The following is a 22,396-nucleotide window of genomic DNA, read 5'->3' as shown; positions in this document are numbered from 1 at the left end:
ATGCATATAAATAAAATTCGATTTTTACTCTACATCATTCCGCTGTTTGGGTTTGCACAGAATCCAATTATACAGACTAATTATACAGCAGATCCGGCACCTATGGTCTATAATGGGAAAGTGTATTTATATACTTCACATGATGAAGATGAATCAACCTGGTTTACCATGAACGACTGGAAGCTGTACACTACAGAAGATATGGTAAACTGGACCGACCATGGTCCTGTGTTGTCGTATAAAAATTTTGGCTGGGCAAAAATGAATGCCTGGGCACCTCAATGCATAGAACGAAATGGAAAATTTTATATGTATGTACCAATAACTGATCGTCAGGGTAAAAACGGTATTGGTGTCGCGGTTGCAAATTCTCCATATGGACCTTTTACAGATCCTTTGGGAAAACCATTAATACAAAACAGTAATGCTGATATCGATCCAACGGTTTTCATTGATGATGACAATCAGGCATACTTGGTATGGGGCAATCCGGAATGTTATTATGTAAAGCTGAACGAAAATATGATTTCATATAATGACGAAATAAAAGTATTTCCCAATACTGTAGAATCATTTGGAAAGCGAACAGGAAAAGAAGATCCGCGAAGACCTACAACCTATGAAGAAGGGCCGTGGCTTTATAAAAGAAACAAATTGTATTACCTGTTTTTTGCTGGAGGTCCTATTTCTGAACATATAGGCTATTCAACCAGCAAAACTCCGGTTGGTCCCTGGAAATATCAGGGAGTTGTAATGCCTACGCAGGGCGGAAGTTTTACCAACCATCCTGGCGTAATTGATTTTAAAGGGAAAACTTATTTTTTCTATCATAATGGAGCTTTGCCTGGCGGAAGCGGCTTTAACAGATCAGTATCAGTAGAAGAACTGAGTTTTAATCCGGATGGGACCATTAAACAGATGAATATGACTGAAGGAATTAAAAAAGGCCTGACCACTGTCAATCCTTATGTTAAGTCAGAGGCAGAAACCATGGCCTGGTCAAAAGATGTAAAATCAATGCAGAATAATGAGGTTGGCGTTTTTATCACAGCCATGAAAAACGATGCTTTTACAAAAATCAAGGATGTAGATTTCCGAAAAGAGGGAGCTTCAAAGTTTACGGCACGTCTAGGTACTACCCATAATAGTGGCGTATCAATGGAAATTAGGTTAGATGGCCTGGAAGGTGAATTGATTGGCACTATAAAAGTCCCAATGACCGGAGGTAATGACAGATGGCAAGTTGTTACCACAGACGTGAAGAAAGTAATAGGGATACATGATGTTTATTTTGTATTTAAAGGAAAAGCCCCGGCCAAAATCATGTTTTTCGATTACTGGATGTTTTCAAAATGATAAAAATGGTTCAAAAAATTAAATGTATTGAAAGTTCATCCAAACATTATTAACAATAAAATAAATTATAAAATGCCAATTAACTATCAAACCATCATGAACTTTAAAAATATAGTATTCCTTTGTTTATTCAGTTTTTTTACCTCGAATGCACAATTGGTTGTAGAAAGCCCAGACGGGAAATTAAAAGTTTCAGTTTCGTCAAATAACGGAAAAGCTTTTTACAGTATTGCTTTTAACGGAAAGCAATTTCTGGAAAATTCACCGCTTGGCTTAAAAACGAATGTTGGCGATTTTACTTCGGGATTGACTTTAGAAACAAAAGTCAATAAAAATAAAATTGATGAAACGTATGAGTTGGCCAATATAAAACAAAGCAAGGTACATTATACAGCAAACGAAGCAATATTTTCTTTTCTCAAAGATGGTAAAAAAGCTATTGATGTAATTTTCAGGATTAGTAATAATAATGTTGCTTTTAAGTACGAAGTGCATCCTCAAAAAGAATCACGCTCATGTGTAGTGCAGGAAGAAGCTTCAGGGTTTTCACTTCCTCAGGGAACAACTACTTTTTTGTGTCCACAGAGTAAATCGATGGTAGGTTTTGCCAGAACGATGCCTAGTTATGAAACTTCTTATACCCTTGATGCTCCAATGGGTAAAAACGGAACAGGGGAAGGTTATACATTTCCTTGTCTATTTAAGGTAAATGGAAATGGCTGGGTATTAATTTCTGAAACCGGCGTAGATAGTTATTATTGCGGAAGCAGGCTTATAGGCAAGGAAAACGGTTTATATACAATAGGTTTCCCGATGTCAGGTGAAAATAATGGTAATGGCACGACTTCTCCAGGTATTGCTTTGCCTGGTGAAACTCCATGGAGAACCATTACTGTAGGTGAAACATTGGCACCTATTGTAGAAACTACTATTCCGTTTGATTTGGTCAAGCCAAAGTATGAAGCATCAAAAAAATACCAATACACCAAAGGCAGCTGGAGCTGGATTATGAAAATGGATAGTAACACTACATTTTCGGTTCAAAAACAATACATCGATTTTAGTAATGCCATGGGATATGAAACCATATTAGTGGATGCCCTTTGGGATACGCAAATCGGTAAAGATAAAATTGCTGAATTGGCGAAATATGGAGAAAGTAAAGGGGTAGGGCTTTACCTGTGGTACAACTCTAATGGGTATTGGAACGATGCTCCTCAGGGGCCAAGAGGTATCATGGACAATACAATCGTTCGCCGCAAAGAAATGGCCTGGATGAAAAGTATTGGAGTTAAAGGAATCAAAGTTGACTTTTTTGGCGGTGACAAACAAGTGACTATGAAGCTCTACGAAGATATTTTGACAGATGCTAATGATTTTGGTATTATGGTTATTTTTCATGGCTGCACACTTCCTAGAGGCTGGGAACGTATGTACCCTAATTATGCGTCAAGCGAAGCTGTTCTGGCTAGTGAAAATCTCCATTTTGGTCAGGGAAGCTGTGACAATGAAGCAAAAAATGCTTCTATACATACTTTTATTAGAAATACTGTTGGAAGTATGGATTTTGGAGGCAGTGCTTTAAACAAGTTCTATAATAGTGACAATATACCTAATAAAGGTTCAAAGAGAATAACTTCTGATGTTTTTGCTTTGGCTACAGCTGTAGTATTTCAAAGTGGGGTGCAGCATTTTGCTTTGGCACCTAATAATTTAACTGATGCTCCTGACTGGGCAATCAATTTTATGAAGGAAGTCCCGACAACCTGGGATGAGGTTCGTTTTTTAGACGGATATCCTGGAAAATATGTGGTCCTTGCACGCCGTAAAGGGAGTAAATGGTATATAGCAGGTTTAAATGCTCAAAAAGAAACATTGAAAATCAAATTAAAATTACCAATGATTCAGGCTGGAAATGAATTAAAAATGTATAGCGATGATATGCAGTTAAACGGAAAGATGAGCGCTGTAAAAATGAGTAAAAACCAACAGCTTGAATTGATAATACCTTGTAATGGAGGCCTGCTGCTAGTCAATTAAACAAAATATTTTTAGTGTTATTTAATTAAAAAGCCATGATAAATTTTAGATATTTTTCTGCGATAGTGACAGGATTGATTTTAATCAGCAATGTTTGTACCGCACAAAATCCGCTTATCAGGGATCAGTTTACTGCTGATCCTTCTGCAAGGGTATTTGGTGATAAAGTTTATATATTTCCGTCTCATGATATCCTTGCAACCGAAGGGAAAGGTCGTAAAGACTGGTTTTGTATGGAAGATTATCACGTATTTTCATCATCAGACTTAACTAACTGGACAGACCATGGAATGATAGTACATCAAAATAAAGTGCCATGGGTGAAACCTGATAGTTATAGCATGTGGGCTCCGGATTGTATCGAAAGAAACGGTAAGTACTATTTTTATTTTCCAAGTATTCCAAAAGACACTGTTAATTATAAAAAAGGGTTTACTATAGGTGTCGCAATTGCCGATAAGCCAGAAGGGCCTTATGTTCCGGAACCTAATCCTATCAAAGGTGTCAGCGGAATCGATCCGAATGTTTTTATAGACAAAGACGGGCAGGCTTATTTGTACTGGTCTGGAGGAAATATTTTTGCAGCTAAACTAAAGCAAAACATGACGGAATTAGATTCTGAGGTGAAAATACTCGAAAATCTCCCTGCAAAAGGTTTAAAAGAAGGACCGTATGTGTTTGAGAGAAACGGAATTTATTATTTGACGTATCCTCATGTCGAAAACAAAATTGAGCGCCTTGAATATGCAATTGGTGATAATCCGCTGGGACCATTCAAAGTGGCAGGAGTTATTATGGATGAATCCACAACCGGTTGCTGGACAAATCATCATTCGATTATACAATTTAAAAAAGAATGGTATTTATTTTATCATCATAATGACTTTTCACCTCAGTTTGATAAAGCAAGATCGATTAGGGCAGATTACCTGCATTTTAATCCCGACGGAAGTATTCAAAAAGTCATTCCTACTTTAAGAGGAATTGGAATTACTAAATTAACAGATCAGATTCAAATTGACAGGTATTCTGAAATGAGCAAAGAAGGAGTTTCGATTTCATTTTTAGATAACCAGAATACTTTCAATGGCTGGAAAACGACTTTCAATAAATCAGGAGGATGGATTCAATACAACGCTGTTGATTTTGGGAAAAAGAAATTAAAATCGATAGTTGTAAAAGCCTCTTCAGATAAAGGAGGGATACTTCAAATAGCTTCTAAAGGTAAAAAACAGACTATAATTGCTGAAGTGACTATTCCAAAAGGGAGTAATTGGGCAGAAATAAAATCACCACTATTAAAATTTGAGTCCGGCATTCAGGACTTGGCTATTATATCGAAAAATGAGAACCAGGTTGAGGTTGACTGGATAAAATTTGAATAGATTATTTAAAAAAAATGCTTTCCAAAATTCAAAACAACACAAAGAAAAAAATATAGAATCAATAATAAATAAGAAATGAAAAAGAAACAATTAATTTTACTTTCGGTCGTAATGATGAGCTTGTTTTCCTTTGCAGGCATAGAGGATAAGGATAAACCTAAACCAAAAACAGCCAAAAATCCACCTGTTTTTTCTAAAGTAGTTTATCAGGGAGATGACCAGATATACAAAAAATATCCATTAAAAGAAGGAGAATTTTATAATCCGGTTCTACAGGGATGTTATCCGGATCCGGCAATTACAAGAAAGGGTGATGATTTTTATATGGTATGTTCTTCGTTTGCAATGTTTCCCGGAGTGCCCATTTTTCATTCTAAAGATTTAGTAAACTGGACCGATTTAGGCGGGGTTTTAAATAACGTTAACGAATTTAATCCGCACGATACCGGTATCAGTGCCGGAGTATATGCACCTGGAATAACTTACAATCCGCATAACGATACTTTTTATATGATTGTAACTGCTTTTTCTGGCGGTCTTGGAAACATAATTGTGAAAACAAAAGATCCAATGAAGGGATGGGGAAGCCCTGTTAAATTAGCTTTCGAAGGAATCGACCCGTCTATTTTCTTTGATGATGACGGAAAAGGGTACGTAGTGCATAATGATGCTCCTGATAAAGGAAAAGAATTATACAACGGGCACCGTGTGATTAAAGTATGGGAATATGATCTTGTGAATGATAAAGTTATTCCTGGTACAGATAAAATCATTGTAGATGGGGGAGTAGATCTTTCTAAAAAACCAATCTGGATTGAAGCTCCGCATTTATATAAAAAAGACGGTCATTATTATTTGATGTGTGCTGAAGGCGGTACAGGGGGAAATCACAGCGAAGTTGTTTTTATCAGTGATAGTCCAAAAGGGCCTTTTAAGCCATCATCAAACAACCCAATTCTGACGCAGAGACATTTTCCAAAAGACAGACCAAATAAAGTTGACTGGGCAGGTCATGCAGATCTTGTTTTAGGACCGGATAATAAATATTACGGAGTGTTTTTAGGAATTCGCCCTAATGATAAAGACAGAGTAAATGCTGGTCGTGAGACTTTCATGCTCCCTGTTGACTGGTCTGGAACATTCCCGGTTTTTGAGAACGGATTAGTTCCTATGGAGCCAAAATTAAAAATGCCAAAAGGTGTTGAAAACAAAACCGGCAAGGATGGTTTTTTTCCTAATGGCAATTTCACTTTTGAAGAAAATTTCACCTCCAGTAAATTAGATTACAGATGGATTGGATTAAGAGGGCCTCGTGAAAATTTTATTTCAATAACTAAAAAAGGACTGCAGATTAATCCTTTTCAGGTGAATATAAAAGAAATGAAACCTACTTCAACACTTTTCCACAGACAGATGCATAATAATTTCACTTTTGCCACAACAGTTGATTATAAACCAGCTTCAGAAAAAGATCTGGCGGGTATTACCTGTCTGCAAAATGAGCGTTTTAATTATGTTTTTGGTATTACTAAAAAAGGAAATGATACTTATATTTTGTTAGAAAGAACAGAAAAAGGACAGTCTAAAATTATTGCAAGCACTAAAATAGAGGTGAAAAAACCGCTTCGTTTACAAGTGAAAGCAACAGGTGACAGCTATGAATTTAGTTATGCAACGGATGGAGCAGATTTTAAAAACTTAGGAGGTGCAGTTTCTGGTGATATTCTTTCAACTAATGTAGCAGGAGGTTTTACAGGTGCATTGGTAGGTTTGTATGCAACAGCTGCTAATGATGCCCAGCCTCAGTAAAGATAATAGAAAATCATCAGCATGTTTTTGAAGATATTGCTATAGTACAGTTCCTGAAATCATTTAGATTTCGGGATCTTACACTGTTACATATCCTTTGCCACAATGCGAAATAATATTATAACTGTAACAAATAACCTTTACATATGAAAAATATTTTTTTTAGTGCACTCGCTTTGCTATTGTTTGGTTTTACAGATGGAGCCAAAGAACCTCTTACGACACAAATAGAGGTCAAACAAGGCAGATTATCAGGAATTGAAGAAGATGGATTATTAGTATTTAAAGGAATTCCTTTTGCTAAACCACCCGTTGGAGACCTTAGATGGCGCGCTCCTCAACCGATAAAAAAATGGGATGGCGTGTTACAGGCAAATAAATTTGCACATGGTCCATTTCAGGGGGGAAATCCTCCATCTGGGAAAAGTGAAGACTGCCTCTACCTCAACGTTTGGACTCCGGCTAAATCTGCCAAAGAAAAAATTCCGGTTTTGGTGTGGATTTATGGAGGTGGGTTTGGAGCTGGTGCAACCTCAGAAACGACATATAACGGGAAAAACTTGGCTAAAAAAGGGGTTGTACTGGTAAGTATCGCTTACCGTGTGGGGCCATTAGGATTTTTGGCACACCCGGAACTCAGTTCTGAAAACCCACAAAAAGTTTCAGGAAACTATGGTTTACTAGATATGATTGCAGGCTTGCAATGGGTAAAAGAGAACATTGCTGCTTTTGGTGGAGATCCAAATAAAGTTACAATTTTCGGAGAATCAGCAGGTGGGATTGCTGTAAGCATGTTATGCGCTTCGCCTTTGGCAAAAGGTCTTTTTAATGGGGCGATATCACAAAGCGGAGGTTCATTTGGGCCTACAAGGGCTACTACTTATCCAGGTGAAAACTTGAAAACACTTAAGATTGCTGAAAACGAAGGATTGGATTATATGAAAAGTGCAGGTGTCGCTTCAATTGAAAAATTAAGGTCGATTGAACCTGATAAACTGCCTGCAGGACGTGGATGGCCAATTATTGACGGATGGGTAATTCCTGACGACCAGTATAAGCTATATGAATCGGGAAAATATAATGACACTCCAATTCTTATTGGCTACAATTCAGATGAAGGGGCAAGTTTTACAAGAACGAAAGACCCAAAGGAATTTATCAGCAGTGTAGAAACACGGTACGGTAAATTTGCTGAAAGCCTTTTAAAAGCTTATCCTGTAGGTGAAAATTCGGTTCCAAAAACAGCTCGTGATTTATCGCGTGATGCAGCTTTTGGATGGCAAACATGGTCCTGGGCGAGACTTCAGGCAAAAACCGGAAAGTCGAAAGTGTTTTTTTACTATTTCGACCAGCATCCCGACCATCCTAAAGACTCACAATATTATGGTTTTGGGTCTTACCATGGACAGGAGGTAGCCTATGTTTTTGAAAATTTAGATAAATCAAACCCTCAAACAAGTAAATCAGATTTAGAGATTTCAAATCTGATGGGAACCTATTGGACAAACTTTGCCAAGTACGGTGATCCTAATGGCAAAGATCTCCCTAACTGGCCAGCTTTTAGTAATTCAGATCCCAAATTACTGTATTTCAATAATAGCGCTTACACGGGGCCAGTTCCGAGTTTAAAATCACTTGAGGTTTTAGATTCTTATTTTTCTTGGAGACGTACACCAGAAGGCGAAGCCTGGGCAAAATAATTTGCATTAAATACAAAAAGGAGTATATAAATAAGGCACAAATCTGACACGTTTGGCTATAAAAAAATCAATATGATTTTTACTAGCTAATCTGCCAAATAAGATTTTACGGATGGAAAGAACAAATAAAGTTTATCGTTACAGAGGCAAGGCAGGATTAATTCTGGTATTTCATTTTCTGATATTATCTGTATCTGTTCAGGCACAGGAAAAAATTATTTTATATTCATCTGTTATACCAAACTCAAAACCATCGGCTTTAAAAGAGTCCGGAACAGGAATGTATAAAGATGTAACAATTCCCACTCTTGAATACTTTAGACCTAATGCTGAAAAAGCTTCAGGAGCAGCGGTTATCATCATTCCGGGTGGCGGGTATTCAGTAGTCGTTTATGATGGGGAAGGGGTAAGTACTGCCAAAGCTTTGGCTGAAAAAGGAATTGCCGCATTTGTGCTTAAATACAGACTGCCAAATGAAGCTATTATGAAAGATAAAAAGACAGGTCCGCTTCAGGATGTTCAGCAGGCCATAAAATTAGTGAGAGATCATGCCGGGAAATGGGGATTAGACAAAAATAAAATTGGCATTATGGGATTTTCGGCAGGAGGGCATCTTGCCTCTACGGCAGCAACTCATTTTGACAAAAGTTACATAGATAATAAAGAGAGCACAAGTCTTCGTCCTGATTTTCAAATTCTGGTCTATCCTGTCATCAGTATGACAGCTGCTTTGACTCATACTGGCTCAAGGGATAATTTATTGGGCAAAAATCCAAATAATGAAGATGTCGATTTGTTTTCGAACGAGTTGCAGGTTCAGCAGGATACGCCACCGGCCTATTTAACACATACTGCTGATGATAAGACTGTAGATGTAGATAACAGTATTATTTATTTTGAAAAATTGAGAAAATATAAAGTTCCGGTTGAAATGCATATTTATCCCAAAGGTGATCATGGTTTCATTTTCAGGCATCCCGGATGGATGGATCCACTATTTAGCTGGCTGCAAAGCAACGCATGGCTAAAATAAATAATCATCGGCAAATATATTTTTAAATCATGTAAACAAAAATCCAACTTGTCATAAGTGGTGTTTGCTTTGAAATCCGGAGATATTAAAATGACAAACCTTCTTAAAGGAACTTATCTAAAAGTTACAATTTAAAGTTATTTCGTTACTTGCAAAATCAAATGAATCAGGCGAAGATTTGCTTCTTAATATTAGCATTATTGTTGATTTTAAGATAATTACTTCAATGGAATATTATTACATATTTATGCGTACTTTTGGATTGTAAAAAAAACATTTCTATATGATAAGTTCTGAAAATTCATCCGTAAATAATAAAGACTTAAAAGCAAATGAGCCATTAAAAATTATATTGGCTGAGGATGATAATGATGATCAGGAATTGTTTATTGATGCAGTAGATGCAACAAATGTTCCCGCTGAAATAATTACGGTTGGAAACGGTGAAGAACTCGTTAACACCTTGAAGGATGATTCCGAACCAAAACCTGATATTATTTTTATAGATATCAACATGCCTGTTAAAGGTGGTAAAGAGGCGCTGGCAGAAATAAAGAACGATAAAGAACTTAATGACATTCCTGCAGTTATGCTATCGACTTCCAATAGTCAGAAAGATATAGAAGATACTTTGAATAAGGGAGCAGATCTTTATATCCAAAAGCCCAGTTCTTTTAAAGGTTTTATTCTCATTTTAAAAAAAGTCTTCGTTCTGTATTGGACAAAAGCGCTGATAAATCCTTTAAAAAATATGTTTTTCATTTCTGAAAAAAATATATCCCGGGAGGATTAGTAATTGCTGTTTCTCCCTATTCGATTGTTGTATTAGATACATGCAATAAGATTCCCATATCTTTATTTTTCTAGGCTACATACATAGGAGAGACACTATTTCTGCCAGTATTCTACAATTATTCTTAGTATATCCTTCAATTCATTAAAATCTGATGGCTTGACAAAAAAGCCCTGAACCGATTTTGAATAGGCTTCAATAACATCGCGCTGATCTGCGCTCGTTGTAAAGAATAGATAGGGTATAGTTTTTAAACGTATGCCTTCATTCTCAAATATTTGCTTTCTTAGCTCAATTCCACTTAGTTTTGGCATGTTGATATCAGAGAAAACGATAAAAGGCTCTTCAGCTGTTGATCGCAAATGATCAAGTGCCTCCTGTCCATCATTAAAAAAAATAATTTTATTGTTATAGTTCAGTTCTTTAAAAACGTCACTAAATATATATTGGTCGTCCGGGTCGTCTTCTATAATGATTATGGCTCCTTTCTTATTCATGATAATTTAATTTTAGGTAAAAACGTATATAAAATATCAGTTTGGGGCAGATAATATGACTAATTTAAAAAATTTATTTTATTTTAAAAATAGGTTTAATGTAATTTAACAACAAGGTAATTCTCGATAATGACGATGATGATAGAAAATTTTTAGAGAAGCAGTGAACTTACTCGCGAATGGGATGTAATTGAAAATAAGAAAGATAAAATGCAAGCCCTTGAAAATCTCATAAAGTCTGAAATACTGCCAGATGTCATCTTTTTTAGATTATAATATGTCGTATGCAAACGGACAGGATTTTATAGCACAAATCACTGACGAAACATTAAAGGATATTCCTTTCATTTTATATTCTGCTTATTCTAAGGAAGCTGCTGAAAATATTTTATTAACTACTGGAAATGAATGCTTTATTATTTTGAAGATTTAAAAAATATTCTGAAAAAGGTATTACAAATCAGGGATTAGATTTAACTGTTTAGTACTTATCGATTTTATGTTTGATCTCCGATATGTTAATCGGATTTTCTTAAAAGGCTAAAATTAAATTTTTAATTTTTTTTTAATTTCAATGATTATTATATGCTAATGGATTTAGAAAATAAAAATCTCAATTTCAGTGAGTTCTAATTAAATAAAGCTATCTTTGGACAATTAAATACATTAAAAATGCAAGAAGGTACAGTAAAATTTTTCAATGAAGAAAAAGGTTTTGGATTCATAACTCCTAATAATGGAGGAGATGAAGTTTTTGTTCATGTTTCAGGTTTGTCAGAAACCATTCGTCAAAATGATGAAGTAAGATATGACGTAGAAGAAGGCCGTAAAGGGCCAAACGCAGTAAACGTAGTTGTAGCATAACTTATATACTATCACAGTTTAATATAAAGGCATCTGTAAAGCAGATGCCTTTATTGTTTATATAATGTAGATTACGATGTTATTTTGCAATAATGGTTAGATGTTTTTTTTATTAGAAGAGAAAAAATAAAAACACTAGAGCCAATTAGTTTTTAGTTTAATCTTCGTATTTATAATATAAAGAGAAGAAAGATTAAAACCAAAAACCCAGAGTTTATGTTGTGATAATATTTTTTCCTAACAACCATAGCGGAAATTCTTTCCGTGCCCGTTCTATATAAAGCTGGATTTTCTTTTAAATCTGTTAAGATATACTTTGCCAGGACGGATTACAAATCGGCTTGATCGGGACTGTAAAATACATTGTTTAAGAGAGATGGAAGCTAGAAGAAATGATTTGAATAGATAATAAACGCCAACGGGCGCGGAAATTTTAATTAAACATTTAAACAATATATTATGCTATATGAATATCAGATACTCGTAACAAAATATTCAATAAATAGAGAAGTAATGATTGGAGTAAGTACTTCAGATTTAAATCAGGCATCAGCTTTGTCAGATATGAATTTAAGCCATATAACAGAAACTTTAAGCGAATTAAATGCGGTTATTGCAGGACAGTTAGATTATTTGAATTTGGGTACAGATTTATTTTATGTATCTTCTGATACTACAATATCTCGGTACGGAGACTTTGACAAAGTAGAAAGATATGAAGTGCCTACCTTAGGCTTGAGAGATTTTTTAATAGAGCTAAAGAATTTTAAAGAACAATGTCATGCAGGGGATTATTATAAAACCATAATTGGTAAGGCATTTACCGCAATAAAAGCCAATCCACTACAATATAAAAGATGGTTAACATCAGATATATACTATTTAATTACCTTGAATAATATAACAGTTACTTTGGTATTGGAACCTAATAATTTCAATTTAACAGAAGGTCAATATGTTACCCAATTAAAAAGTAAATTTTAATCCTGATCGCTGAGATATGCATAACGATAGCGCGGAAATTCTTTCCGTGCCCGATCCAATATTAATAAAACTAGATTTTCTTTTTTTTATCTTTTATGATATACTTTGCGGGCACGGATTACAAATCCGCGCGATCGGGGTTTCGTCTAAAATATAATAAGTTATTAAAGCAATTAATATTGATTTTAAAATATCGTAAATCGCTTTTGCTAATACATCTTCTTTTAGTTTTTTATATGTTTTTTAAATATTCGTTCATTTAAATATCTTATTTTTCTCTGTTTTTTAGGGTTGCAGCTAACGTCCTGTGGCTTTGCGTTGATTGCGGAATTGAAACTGAGTTCGCTCGGCTGTAAAAAACGAAGTTATGAAAACTGAATGAACTATTACAACAAAAATAGCAATCATGCAAAACCGACTTAGGTGTAGTTTTTTATAATTTTCTCTTCTATATTCTCATAAAATCCTTCAATAGTTTTACAAATGTTCGCTATAGAAAAATCATTAATTACCACATCATTAATTCTAGTTTTGAAAATAAAACACGATCCTTCCTTTCGTTTTGTTGGTTTTTTAAGTTCTAACTTTTCGTCCCACAATCTCTTTGAGCAAAAATCTATAACCTTTTTTATTCTTTCTTTATCTACACTATGTATATAGAATTTCAAATCTCTACCCTGAAATTGAATCAAAACATCTTCCTTAACTTTGGCTTTCCAACCTAGCGGTGTTATGTTTAGTAATGGTGTTGAAGTATTCCCAGGATTAGAAACAAAGTTAAATAAATCATTGTTATACTTAGTCTGGAAATATAAAACTATTTGAGAATTGATTAACCTTAACCAAAATTTTTCGTCATTCGATAAATTACCATTAAACAGGCTAACACTATTATTTTGGTAACTCTTGTAAGTATTAATATATTCCTTTAAGAATTGATGATAATGATTGATAAAAATAGCCTCGTCATATCTATCATTCAAATTAAAATTTTCTTCTAAAAAATTAACAATATCATTATAATCATAAATTTTCCATTCTGTTTGAAATCCAATTATTTCTTTATCAAAACATAAAAGTATTTTTGTTAGTTTAGCTTTACTGTGTACATTATGTTTAAATATTCTATCATACTTATTTAATTGATTTGAATAAGGAAATGATTTAAACTTATTTTCGACAAAAACAAAGTGATTTCTGTCTTCTGAAATCAGTTCAATGTCTATTCTACATTTCTCTTTCTTATGATTATACTGTTTCTCCAATTGAGAAGAAGAAAAAATTTCATTTCCTAATTCTAAAAACTCTCTAAATTTTGAATTATTATCTAAAAGATAGGAAATAAAAGCAGAATGAATTAATTCCTTATTATCTTTTTCTAAAATTTTAAAAAAATTGAATTGTTGCATTTTTGTTATTTAAAATTCACCTAACGTGTCGCCGATTAGCGAAGTTGCGATGTCAGCGAACTGAGTTCTCTCTGCCGAAGATAAACTCTATTCGTGAATGAACAACTTCTGGTTATCGAATACCAGCGATTTCGTCTAACCGGCTGTGTGTGCCCTGCATGAGCAGGACACACGCTGTAAGCTTTGATAAAAATTCGAAAATACAAATTTTGGATTAGAAAACAGATCCTACAGCGTGTTATTTTTCCAGAGGGTGTAAGTCCCTTGTGGGCGGATCAACAACCCGAACCATTAGCACGTCGCAAGCTGGTTTACCGTGAGGTATGCAGTAAAGGAAGCGAACCGGCAAAAGTCTGTACTGACGAACAGAAAGTACATAGGAGGCATAGCAATAAGGATGAGTATCCACAGCAATACGAAGTCCAAAACAGTGTTCTGAACATGCTATAAAATTAGATTATTGCTATGTAGATGTGCCAGAGATAGACAGAAGGAAAAAGCTCTTACCAGGGGAGGTCTTTACAACCACGAGTTGGTTAAGTAAAGAAGTCAGCAGAGGTCATAGTACTTGTCAGGAAACGAGCCATAGAGAAAGTGGAGGACTCACAAGCAAGGAAGGACCGAACGCAAAGTGGTTCTTAATTTTCGGCGGAATGGCATAAGTTATAGCCCTGAAAAACGGGAACAGGTCAACTGAGAATCTGAAATAAATACACTTAAAAATATACTCGGTGGAACATATGAGAGCGCCTCGGGAGATTTCACAAGAAAAGAGTTTACAAAACTGCTTGAAGAAGTTAAAAGTTCAAAGCAGAAACCCTTTGCAATTGCCATCAAATTTATAAGCAGGTTCTCCAGAACAGGAGGCAATGCTATCACGATTGTACATGAACTGGTGGATAAGCTGGGTGTTCATCTAATTGAGACATCATCAGGGCTGTGTACCAATGACGAATACAGCAAACTTGATATTTACGGCAAGCTCCTTGATGCCAGAAGGGAAAACATGGACAGATTGGAGAAAACAATTCCAGGCATGAAAGCACTGCTCAGATCAGGCAACTGGCTTGGCAAAGCTCCCCGAGGCTATACAATGCGGGGACGAAAAGTAGGCGACTATGCCTTGATGCAGGACACGCAGTCTATTACGATTAATCAGGAAGGAGAGGTTTTAAAAAAGGCATGGAAATGGAAACTCGCAGGTGAAAGAGATTATGTGATCAGAGAGAAACTTGAAAAACTGAATTTGATTATTTCAAAGCAGGGGATCAGCTCTATGTGGCGAAACCCTTTTTATTGCGGGATCTTGGTCAATTCACTAATTGATGAGCCGGTGAAAGGAAACTGGGCGGGCTTAGTGAGTGAGGAAGATTTCCTGAAAGTTGATAATATGCTTTCTGAAAACAACGTCATTGCAGTCAAAGAATACTGTAAAAACAAAGTCAATGAGTTCAGGCCTCTTACAGGATTTTTAAGATGCGGGTGCGGATGCCTGCTGACAAGCTATGAGGTTAGGAAAAAGAAAACACACTACTATAAATGCCAAAAATGTAAAAATGCGAGTTTCAATGCAATGACAACCCAAAAATCAAAAATGGAAGGACTCAATGATTCTTTCGAAAGATTATTGTCAAAGTATACATTAAAGTCAAAATTTGTAGAACCTTTTAAAATGCAGTTAAATAAATTCTTTGATGCTGTGAACGAAGAAGCAAGACATGAAGCTAAAAGCCTGCTTGCAAAGAAAAAAGATGTTGAGGCTAAGATTGAGAACTTGGATAAACGCTATTTTGAAAACCCAAATTTTGGGAATGAAAAATACAATAGATATGCGCTCGAATTTGAAACCGAACTAAAGATGATTGAAAGCCAAATTCTGTCCAACACAAAAAAAATATCTAACCACGGCAAGCATATCGATAAGGTAGTGGAAAAAGTTTCAAATATCAGTAAATACTGGAGAGAGGGAGATATTGAGACCAAGATAAGAATTCAAAACTTGGTGTTTCCAGAAGGATTGTCAATTAGGGCTGAAAACAGGCAATATCTAACCAATAAAGTAAACGTTGTTTTTGATTTAGTGTCAACATTTACAAGGCTTGAGATAAGTAGTAAAAAACAAAAAACCCATCAAAATTTTGATGGGTTCTTCTCTGTAGCGGGAACAGGACTCGAACCTGTGACCTTCGGGTTATGAGCCCGACGAGCTGCCTACTGCTCTATCCCGCGATGTTTCGGGTGCAAAGATACAGCGATTTTTTAGATTTCCAACGAAAACTTAAAAAAATGTTTTATTTTCTGTATTGAGTTGATATGACTACCTTTGCAGCTTAAAATAATACACAAATGTCACATAAAGCAGGATTCGTAAACATTATCGGAAATCCAAATGTTGGAAAATCAACCCTGATGAACGCCTTCGTTGGAGAACGGTTATCGATCATTACCTCAAAAGCACAAACTACACGTCATAGAATTTTAGGAATCGTAAACGGAGAAGATTTCCAGTTGGTCCTTTCTGATACTCCCGGGATCATCAAACCCGCTTACGAAATGCAGGAATCAATGATGAACTTCGTAAAATCGGCTTTTGAAGATGCTGACATTTTAGTTTACATGGTCGAAATTGGTGAGCAGGACTTAAAAGATGAAGATTTTTTCAGGAAAATTATTCACGCTAAAATTCCGGTTTTACTGCTTTTAAATAAAATTGATAATTCGAACCAGGATCAATTAGAGCAGCAGGTCGCTTTCTGGAAAGAAAAAGTGCCAAATGCAGAGATTTTCCCAATCTCGGCTTTGCAGAATTTTAATGTCCCGGAAGTTTTTGGAAGAATTATAGAATTATTGCCGGAATCACCGGCTTATTACCCAAAAGACCAATTAACAGACAAGCCAGAGCGTTTTTTTGTAAATGAAACGATTCGCGAGAAAATCTTATTGAATTACAGCAAAGAAATTCCCTATGCGGTTGAAATCGTAACAGAAGAATTTCACGAAGATGAAAATATTATCAGAATCCGTTCGGTAATTATGGTGGAGCGCGATACGCAAAAAGGAATCATCATCGGCCACAAAGGTGCAGCGCTCAAAAAAGTCGGAACCGATGCCCGAGCTGATTTAGAGAAATTCTTCGGAAAACAAATTCACATTGAGCTTTACGTAAAAGTGAACAAAAACTGGAGAAGTAATGCGAATATGCTGAAACGATTCGGATATAATCAGTAAAATTGTTTGGGCGTGTCCCAAGGACCGGGCTGTACACTATATCTTTTGTGGCGAACCCCGCCACAAAAGGATGTCGTTTCCATCCCTCACGCAATAGAACTAAAGAACATTATTCTTAAACAGAGAAATGAAAATTAAAAAGATTAAGCTCCTGATTATTTCAGTTTTAGTTTTGGGTTACGCTGGTTTAAAAGTCGTAAAAAAAGTAAATCTAAACAGCGATTATAAAATCGGGCAGCCACTTGATAGTTTAAACGGAGTCAAAGTGTATTACAATGGCGGTGTTGATCATGTTTTGGAAAGAAACGTTACAAAAGACAATTACAATTTAGGGCTAAAATACCAGTGTGTAGAGTTTGTAAAACGATATTATTACGAACATTACAATCATAAAATGCCGGATGCATACGGTCACGCAAAGGATTTTTTTGATCCTAAAGTAAAAGACGGCGAATTGAATTTGAAACGGGATTTAATTCAATACGCAAATCCCGGGAAAACAAAACCGCAAATAGGCGATTTGGTAATTTTTTCAGGATCGGTTTTAAATAGGTTTGGACACGTTGCCATAATTTCTCAAGTTTTTGAAAATGAAGTTGAAATTATTCAGCAAAACCCGGGGCCATTTAGCAGTTCCAGAGAAGTTTTTGTTCTAAAAAATCAGGAAGGAAATTATAAAATCGAAAATGACAGATTGCTGGGCTGGTTGAGAAAATAATAATGACAAAAATATTCTTGTGACCTAAAGGCCTAGCCCAGATAGAAGCGGCATCCTTTTTCTGGCTTCTTTAGCCAGGAAAAGATATAGCGAATAGCTGGAATATGCTCCTGAAAATAACAAGAAAAACTTAGGTACTTAGAAACTTATTAGCTTAGGAGCTTTTTTTAACTACCTTTGCAAAAAATTAAAACACAGTATTTTGGATTAACGATTTATCTGATTTTGCTCAAAACAGAATCTAAATCTGAGATCTGAGATGTAAAATTCAAAAAAATGAATAATAACATTGTTGCGATAGTAGGAAGACCTAACGTAGGGAAATCGACCCTGTTTAATAGGCTGATACAAAGAAGAGAAGCTATTGTAGATTCAGTATCTGGGGTTACCCGTGATAGAAACTATGGTAAAAGCGAGTGGAACGGAAAAGAGTTTTCTGTCATTGATACCGGAGGATACGTTCGCGGAAGTGATGACGTATTCGAAGGAGAAATCCGTAAACAGGTAGAGCTTGCTATCGACGAAGCTGATGTTATTATTTTTGTAGTTGATGTTGAAGAAGGGATTACACCAATGGATGAAACGGTGGCTAAATTGTTGCGTAAAGTAACAAAACCGGTTTTATTGGCTGTAAATAAAGTAGATAACGCAATGCGTGAGAAAGATGCGATTGAGTTTTATAATCTTGGATTAGGAGATTATTTTACTTTCGCAAGTATTTCAGGAAGCGGAACAGGAGATTTATTAGATGCTTTAATTGATGCATTTCCGGAGAAACCAGAAGTTGAGGTTAAGGAAGATTTGCCTCGTTTTGCTGTTGTAGGACGCCCAAATGCAGGGAAATCCAGTTTTATCAACGCTTTGATTGGTCAGGATCGTTATATCGTAACTGACATTGCAGGAACAACCCGTGATGCCATTGATACTAAATTTGACCGTTTTGGTTTCGAATTTAATCTCGTTGATACAGCGGGAATTCGTCGTAAGGCAAAAGTAAAGGAAGATTTAGAATTTTATTCGGTAATGCGCTCGGTTAGGGCAATTGAGCATGCCGATATTTGTATTTTAGTTATCGATGCAACCCGCGGATTTGAAGGGCAGGATCAGAGTATTTTCTGGCTGGCAGAGAAAAACCGTAAGGGTGTTGTGATCTTGGTAAACAAGTGGGATTTGGTAGAAAAAGATACCATGTCAACACGTGATTACGAAGAGAAAATCAAAAAAGAATTAATGCCTTTTACAGACGTGCCAATTCTTTTTGTTTCGGCATTGACAAAACAACGTTTATTGAAAGCGCTTGAAGCGACGGTTCAGGTTTTTGAAAATAGAAAACAAAGAATTGCTACTTCAAAATTCAACGAATATATGTTGAAAGTTATCGAGGCTTATCCGCCACCGGCAACAAAAGGTAAATATGTGAAAATTAAATATTGTATGCAATTGCCAACTCCAACACCTCAGTTTGTATTTTTTGCCAATATGCCACAATATGTGAAAGAACCATATAAACGTTATCTGGAAAATAAGATTAGAGAAAATTGGGATTTTGCAGGAGTTCCGATTGATATTTATATCAGAGAAAAATAAATTTTTAAGTCTCATTTTTGGGACTTTTTTTATGTCTTTTTTCAATTGAAAACAGCTTTGTATTTAGGAAATGGCATACTATTTGAATAAATGTGGAATTTACAATTAAACCATTTTATTCTTTTGAAGTCTTATGGTTCTAACCAAACATTTTATGACTAGAATTTATTACTTTTTACTACTTTTTGTTTTTGCTTATTCTGCTAATGCCCAGAATGATATTGTTCTTAAAGGTACTGTGCTTGATATTAATACACAGCTGCCGGTAGAATTGGCTACCGTTTATTTTACGACTGTTAAAGATTCTACGGTTATTGATTATGCAACGACAGATAAAAACGGTTTTTTTAGATTGAACACCAAAAAACTGGATAAACCGGTTTTCCTTAAAATAAATTATTTAGGGTACCAAACTTACACAGAAGAACAAAATGGTCTTTTGGAAAGCAAAGACTTTGGAAAATTATATTTGATCGAAAGTGTTAATGCTTTAAATGAGGTAATTGTTAAAAGTGAGGCTCCGCCAATTCGCATGAAACAGGATACCTTAGAATACAATGCAGCTTCTTATAAAGTCCGTCCCGATGCAAATGTAGAAGCATTATTAAAACAACTGCCTGGTTTTGATGTGGATGATGCTGGAAAAATCACGGTTAACGGAAGGGAAGTAAATCAGCTGTTAGTGAATGGAAAGCCATTTTTTGACAGGGATGGTGCAATGGCTTTAAAAAATTTACCTGCCGAAATCATACAAAAAGTACAGGTTTCTGATTTTAAAACCAAAAAAGAAGAATTAGCGAAACAAGAATCCATATCAGATTATTCGAGTATCAACCTGACGATTGATGAAAAGAAAAATAAAGGGTATTTCGGGAAAATTTTGGGAGGTTATGGTTCTGATGACCGTTATGAGAGCAGTCTGATCATGAATTTCTTCAATAACAAACAAAAAATCAGTATTCTTGGAGCTTCAAACAATATTAATTCAACGGGTTTTACACAGGATGAAGTATTTGACAGTATGGGAGGCGGAAGAACAGCCAGGGGAGGCAGAAACTCTGGAGGAGGAAAAGGAATTACACAGTCTAACTTGTTGGGTGTTAATTATTCTGATGACTGGACAGAAAAACTCATGGCATCCGGGAGTTACAATTTTTCGAATACAATTAATAAAAACGATAGCAACTCTAATGAACTGAGTATTTTACCTACGGGGAATAATTATACTAAGGCAGATTCTAAAAACCGAAATGAAAGTACTGGAAATACAGCAAACTTTGAATTAGAATACAAAATTGACCCAACCACACGCCTTGTTATTACTCCAAATGTAGGGCAAACACGTTCAAATGGAAAATCTGATTCCTCGAGTAAAACTTGGCAGGATGATGAAAACGGCCAGCTTTTAAACGATGGTACATCAGTATCGAACAAAGAAACAACCGCAACGAATTTTGCCAATACAATCAATTTTAATAAAGCTTTCGAGAAAAAAAACCGAAATATGAGCTTTGTTTTTTCGAATAATAATACCAAAAATGATTCAGATGGGTTTAATGATATTAAGACCATTTTTAATCTGGAGCCAGACAAAAATGTTGACAGATACCAAAAAACAAGTGGTAAGAATATTTCCGATTCCTACTCGCTGGATCTTGAATATACAGAACCGATTACAGATTCTTTAAGGGTCCGTTTTGGTTCCGATTTGGATTGGCAGAGTTCTTCAAATGACCAGAAAACTTACGATGTCGACCGTTCGACAGAGGAAATTTTAGATTTGAATTCTTCATTAACAACCTATACGACATCTTCACAAAATTCGGTGGCGCCAAAAGTTGGAATAACACTGCGAAAAAGCAATTACACCTTAAATCTGGATTCGAAAACGACTATTGTTAATTTTGACAACTATTCGTTGTATATGGGGAACGAAACGCAGTTAAATAAAAAATATGTCCTGCCTTTTGCTTCTGCCCAGCTGCGATATAAATTTAGTAAATCTAAGAATTTGACATTCAAGTACGATTACTCAAATGCAATACCTTCAGCCAATTATTTAATGCCAGTCGTTAATTTAAATAATCCATTAAATAGCATTGTTGGTAATCCTGATTTAGATCTTATTGAGAAAAATTCGATAAATTTTAATTTCAGGAATTTTGATTTCCGCACCCGTTCGGGCTACGCTTTTTCGCTAAAAGGAGATTATTTTAATAATGATATAGTATCGACTTCTGTCTTTGATGCAAATGGTAGAAGAACAACAACGTATGTAAATATTTCAGGTAATTATTCCCTTTCTGCCGGAGCAAACTGGAATCAGTCGATTAAAAGGGATGCACATGTTTTACGATATGGAATTGGCTTAAATGGAAGTTATACTTTTGACAAAGGATATACAAATGAGGTTTTATATAATGCAAAATCAACAGCAATTTCGCCTAAATTGTATTTTACTTATGAATATGGTGAGTTGCTGACTATTTCCCCATCTTACGGATTATCATTTAATGAAACACATTACGAAAATACTTCTGCAAATTCGACTTCAGCAGTTGTGCACAGGGCCGGTTTACAAACCACAACATACTGGCCGGCGAATTTAATTTTTGGAAATGATTTTGGATATACTTACAATTCTAATATTTCGGATGATTTCAAAAAAGATTTTTACTTATGGAATGCGAGTTTATCGTATGGTTTTTTACAGAAAACATTATATGCTAAAATAAAAGTTTATGATGTGCTGAATCAGAACCTAAGTGCTACAAGAACAATTTCTGCTACCTCGGTAAGAGATGAACAAAATACTGTTTTAAAGCGTTATGTGATGTTTTCTGTAGCATATAAAATTGGGAATTTTGCGTCTGAAAAAGGTTCGAAAAGAAGAGGAGGAGAGCGAGGCGATGGTGGTGAAAGAGGAGATCGCGGAGGAAGAGAAAGAGATATATAATCTAAAAGCTCTGAGATACAAAGTTTTTATTTGTAAA

At 35.4% G+C, this 22,396-nt stretch carries 17 protein-coding genes and 1 tRNA gene; 15 read left to right on the top strand and 3 right to left on the bottom strand.

All coding sequences use genetic code 11. The features are described 5' to 3' along the window. The 7 genes from K8B81_RS03160 to K8B81_RS03130 all read left to right on the top strand — a co-directional run bounded on the left by K8B81_RS03160 (position 1) and on the right by K8B81_RS03130 (position 10,116). Positions 1 to 1,356 (top strand): glycoside hydrolase family 43 protein, encoded by a 1,356-nt coding sequence (locus K8B81_RS03160; RefSeq protein ID WP_223678745.1) that lies wholly within the window; start codon positions 1 to 3, stop codon positions 1,354 to 1,356. A gap of 72 nt (positions 1,357 to 1,428) precedes the next feature. Beyond that, entirely contained in the window at positions 1,429 to 3,396 is a 1,968-nt protein-coding gene (locus tag K8B81_RS03155) for a glycoside hydrolase family 97 protein (protein ID WP_223678744.1), read from the top strand. 35 nt (positions 3,397 to 3,431) lie between these two features. Further along, positions 3,432 to 4,781 carry a family 43 glycosylhydrolase gene (locus K8B81_RS03150; RefSeq protein WP_223678743.1) on the top strand — a complete coding sequence of 450 codons (1,350 nt, stop codon included), beginning with the start codon at positions 3,432 to 3,434 and terminating at the stop codon, positions 4,779 to 4,781. Positions 4,782 to 4,856: 75 nt separating this feature from the next. Beyond that, on the top strand, positions 4,857 to 6,590 hold the full coding sequence (locus tag K8B81_RS03145; RefSeq protein WP_223678742.1) for a glycoside hydrolase family 43 protein: 1,734 nt from the start codon (positions 4,857 to 4,859) through the stop codon (positions 6,588 to 6,590). 146 nt (positions 6,591 to 6,736) lie between these two features. Then, the gene (locus K8B81_RS03140; RefSeq protein ID WP_223678741.1) at positions 6,737 to 8,290 is read left to right on the top strand and encodes a carboxylesterase/lipase family protein; all 1,554 of its coding nucleotides are present in this window, start codon (positions 6,737 to 6,739) and stop codon (positions 8,288 to 8,290) included. 112 nt (positions 8,291 to 8,402) lie between these two features. Further along, positions 8,403 to 9,323 carry an alpha/beta hydrolase gene (locus K8B81_RS03135; protein WP_223678740.1) on the top strand — a complete coding sequence of 307 codons (921 nt, stop codon included), beginning with the start codon at positions 8,403 to 8,405 and terminating at the stop codon, positions 9,321 to 9,323. Positions 9,324 to 9,606: 283 nt separating this feature from the next. Continuing rightward, entirely contained in the window at positions 9,607 to 10,116 is a 510-nt protein-coding gene (locus K8B81_RS03130) for a response regulator (protein WP_223678739.1), read from the top strand. Between the two features lie 95 nt (positions 10,117 to 10,211). Here K8B81_RS03130 and K8B81_RS03125 read toward each other — a convergent pair whose 3' ends face one another. Beyond that, on the bottom strand, positions 10,212 to 10,613 hold the full coding sequence (locus tag K8B81_RS03125) for a response regulator (RefSeq protein ID WP_223678738.1): 402 nt from the start codon (positions 10,611 to 10,613) through the stop codon (positions 10,212 to 10,214). Positions 10,614 to 10,866: 253 nt separating this feature from the next. Between K8B81_RS03125 and K8B81_RS03120 the strand changes: the two genes are divergently transcribed. The 3 genes from K8B81_RS03120 to K8B81_RS03110 all read left to right on the top strand — a co-directional run bounded on the left by K8B81_RS03120 (position 10,867) and on the right by K8B81_RS03110 (position 12,461). Continuing rightward, positions 10,867 to 11,046 (top strand): hypothetical protein, encoded by a 180-nt coding sequence (locus tag K8B81_RS03120; RefSeq protein ID WP_223678737.1) that lies wholly within the window; start codon positions 10,867 to 10,869, stop codon positions 11,044 to 11,046. Between the two features lie 239 nt (positions 11,047 to 11,285). Continuing rightward, positions 11,286 to 11,477, top strand: coding sequence for a cold-shock protein (locus tag K8B81_RS03115; RefSeq protein WP_223678736.1), 192 nt, complete (start codon positions 11,286 to 11,288; stop codon positions 11,475 to 11,477). A 513-nt stretch (positions 11,478 to 11,990) separates the two neighbouring features. Then, positions 11,991 to 12,461 (top strand): hypothetical protein, encoded by a 471-nt coding sequence (locus K8B81_RS03110; protein WP_223678735.1) that lies wholly within the window; start codon positions 11,991 to 11,993, stop codon positions 12,459 to 12,461. Between the two features lie 419 nt (positions 12,462 to 12,880). Here the strand turns inward: K8B81_RS03110 and K8B81_RS03105 are convergent, their stop codons facing one another. Continuing rightward, positions 12,881 to 13,870, bottom strand: coding sequence for a PD-(D/E)XK nuclease family protein (locus K8B81_RS03105; protein ID WP_223678734.1), 990 nt, complete (start codon positions 13,868 to 13,870; stop codon positions 12,881 to 12,883). A gap of 1,006 nt (positions 13,871 to 14,876) precedes the next feature. On the opposite strand from K8B81_RS03105, the gene K8B81_RS21085 reads away from it, so the two are divergent. Continuing rightward, the gene (locus K8B81_RS21085; protein WP_394370715.1) at positions 14,877 to 16,067 is read left to right on the top strand and encodes a recombinase family protein; all 1,191 of its coding nucleotides are present in this window, start codon (positions 14,877 to 14,879) and stop codon (positions 16,065 to 16,067) included. Here the strand turns inward: K8B81_RS21085 and K8B81_RS03095 are convergent. Then, positions 16,027 to 16,099 (bottom strand) — tRNA-Met (locus K8B81_RS03095). The genes K8B81_RS21085 and K8B81_RS03095 overlap by 41 nt on opposite strands. A gap of 117 nt (positions 16,100 to 16,216) precedes the next feature. Between K8B81_RS03095 and era the strand changes: the two genes are divergently transcribed. The 4 genes from era to K8B81_RS03075 all read left to right on the top strand — a co-directional run bounded on the left by era (position 16,217) and on the right by K8B81_RS03075 (position 22,359). Further along, positions 16,217 to 17,098: a GTPase Era gene (gene era, locus K8B81_RS03090; RefSeq protein ID WP_223678733.1), complete on the top strand. Its 882-nt coding sequence runs from the start codon at positions 16,217 to 16,219 to the stop codon at positions 17,096 to 17,098. Between the two features lie 127 nt (positions 17,099 to 17,225). Beyond that, the gene (locus K8B81_RS03085; RefSeq protein WP_223678732.1) at positions 17,226 to 17,816 is read left to right on the top strand and encodes a CHAP domain-containing protein; all 591 of its coding nucleotides are present in this window, start codon (positions 17,226 to 17,228) and stop codon (positions 17,814 to 17,816) included. 276 nt (positions 17,817 to 18,092) lie between these two features. Continuing rightward, on the top strand, positions 18,093 to 19,403 hold the full coding sequence (gene der, locus K8B81_RS03080; protein ID WP_223678731.1) for a ribosome biogenesis GTPase Der: 1,311 nt from the start codon (positions 18,093 to 18,095) through the stop codon (positions 19,401 to 19,403). Positions 19,404 to 19,557: 154 nt separating this feature from the next. Then, the gene (locus K8B81_RS03075; RefSeq protein WP_223678730.1) at positions 19,558 to 22,359 is read left to right on the top strand and encodes an outer membrane beta-barrel protein; all 2,802 of its coding nucleotides are present in this window, start codon (positions 19,558 to 19,560) and stop codon (positions 22,357 to 22,359) included. Positions 22,360 to 22,396: the final 37 nt, after the last annotated feature.

Origin of the sequence: Flavobacterium hibisci, assembly GCF_020026925.1 — a bacterium.
Taxonomy (GTDB): domain Bacteria; phylum Bacteroidota; class Bacteroidia; order Flavobacteriales; family Flavobacteriaceae; genus Flavobacterium; species Flavobacterium hibisci.
The sequence above is the reverse complement of the archived record's forward strand: the minus strand, read 5'-3'. Positions and strand labels throughout refer to the sequence as shown.